We start from the raw sequence: 1,130 nt of genomic DNA on the forward strand, positions 1-1,130 counted from the left end.
GATGATCATTTTGACCTGCTGTTTCATTTCACTTTGCATGCTAAGACTTCCTCACCTGCGTTGGATCGAAATGCAAGCCATCGGTGGTTAATACAACTTTTTCGGCAACAATCGCGGGCTGTTGGCGAGCGGCATCAACACGCCAGTGCCACCGATTTTCACCTGTGCCAGCAATACCATCCAAAAGCGCTGTGATTAATGGATTTGGCTGTTTTCCTTGTTGGCTCAAGTCAGTGTCACGAAGCAATGTTCGCGCAAAATTCTGTACGGCAGAGCGACCCGCCGCTAAGCCAGAATGATTTGCCAACAGCTCTTGTAAAACATCCATATCCTGCTGCAAACCATGCTGTTTTTCTTTATTGCTCACGGCTTGTAATAGCCGACTACGATCTGATTCATAGTTCGGCAACAGCCTATTGCGTAACTGTTCAAAATCGCGTCGAATTGACCATGGCTGATTGGTATCCACTTCAAGGATGCTGCGTACGGCCTTCAGCAATTCATGCTCGGCATTAAATTGCCCGCCAGTACTGCGCAAATAAGCTTGGCTAGGCAGAGCGTTCAAATTTGCGCGACGAAATTGCAGACGGCCATAATCACTATTGCTACGCTTTGACTCGACATTCTGCGCAGACTGGGTATCCTGTATTAGCACGCCGTCGGGTTGTGACGAGGCCGATGTGCGCGAAACTGGCTGAATACGGCTATCACTCTGATGGTCTAACGCACCAGTGGTTACATCCAACAAACTAGACAACGCGGCTGCGACATCACGCGATCCGTGGGGGAGCTTTGTGGCCGGATTTGATATCGGCTTTGCGATATCGGCACTGACATGCGAAGTGAACAACTCGCTCTCAGCTCGCTCGGTCGGTACTATTTCTGTGACCAGTTCTGTGACTAGCCGCTCTGTGGCCTGGCGCTCTTTAACTGATTTCATTCCCGTCAGCCGCAGCGCCGTGATATCTTTCGCCTCGGCGTTCGGCGTCTGCCCAGCGTGATGCTTCGCATTATCTGCTACAGCTGCATTTGTCACCTCAAGTAAGTTAGACAATTGGGTAGCTACATCTCGTGCCGCATTAAAGAGCCCAGTGGCCGAGCTCTGTATTGGCTTTGCCATACCGGCACTG

1 protein-coding gene is annotated in these 1,130 nt (G+C 50.7%); it reads right to left on the reverse strand.

The features are described 5' to 3' along the window. Positions 1-40: 40 nt before the first annotated feature. The coding region (locus tag ACRC27_RS08190; RefSeq protein ID WP_438639641.1) for a hypothetical protein at positions 41-1,130 on the reverse strand (1,090 nt) is incomplete at its 5' end.

Origin of the sequence: Plesiomonas sp. (genome assembly GCF_051650925.1) — a bacterium.
Lineage (GTDB): Bacteria > Pseudomonadota > Gammaproteobacteria > Enterobacterales > CAMTGL01 > Plesiomonas.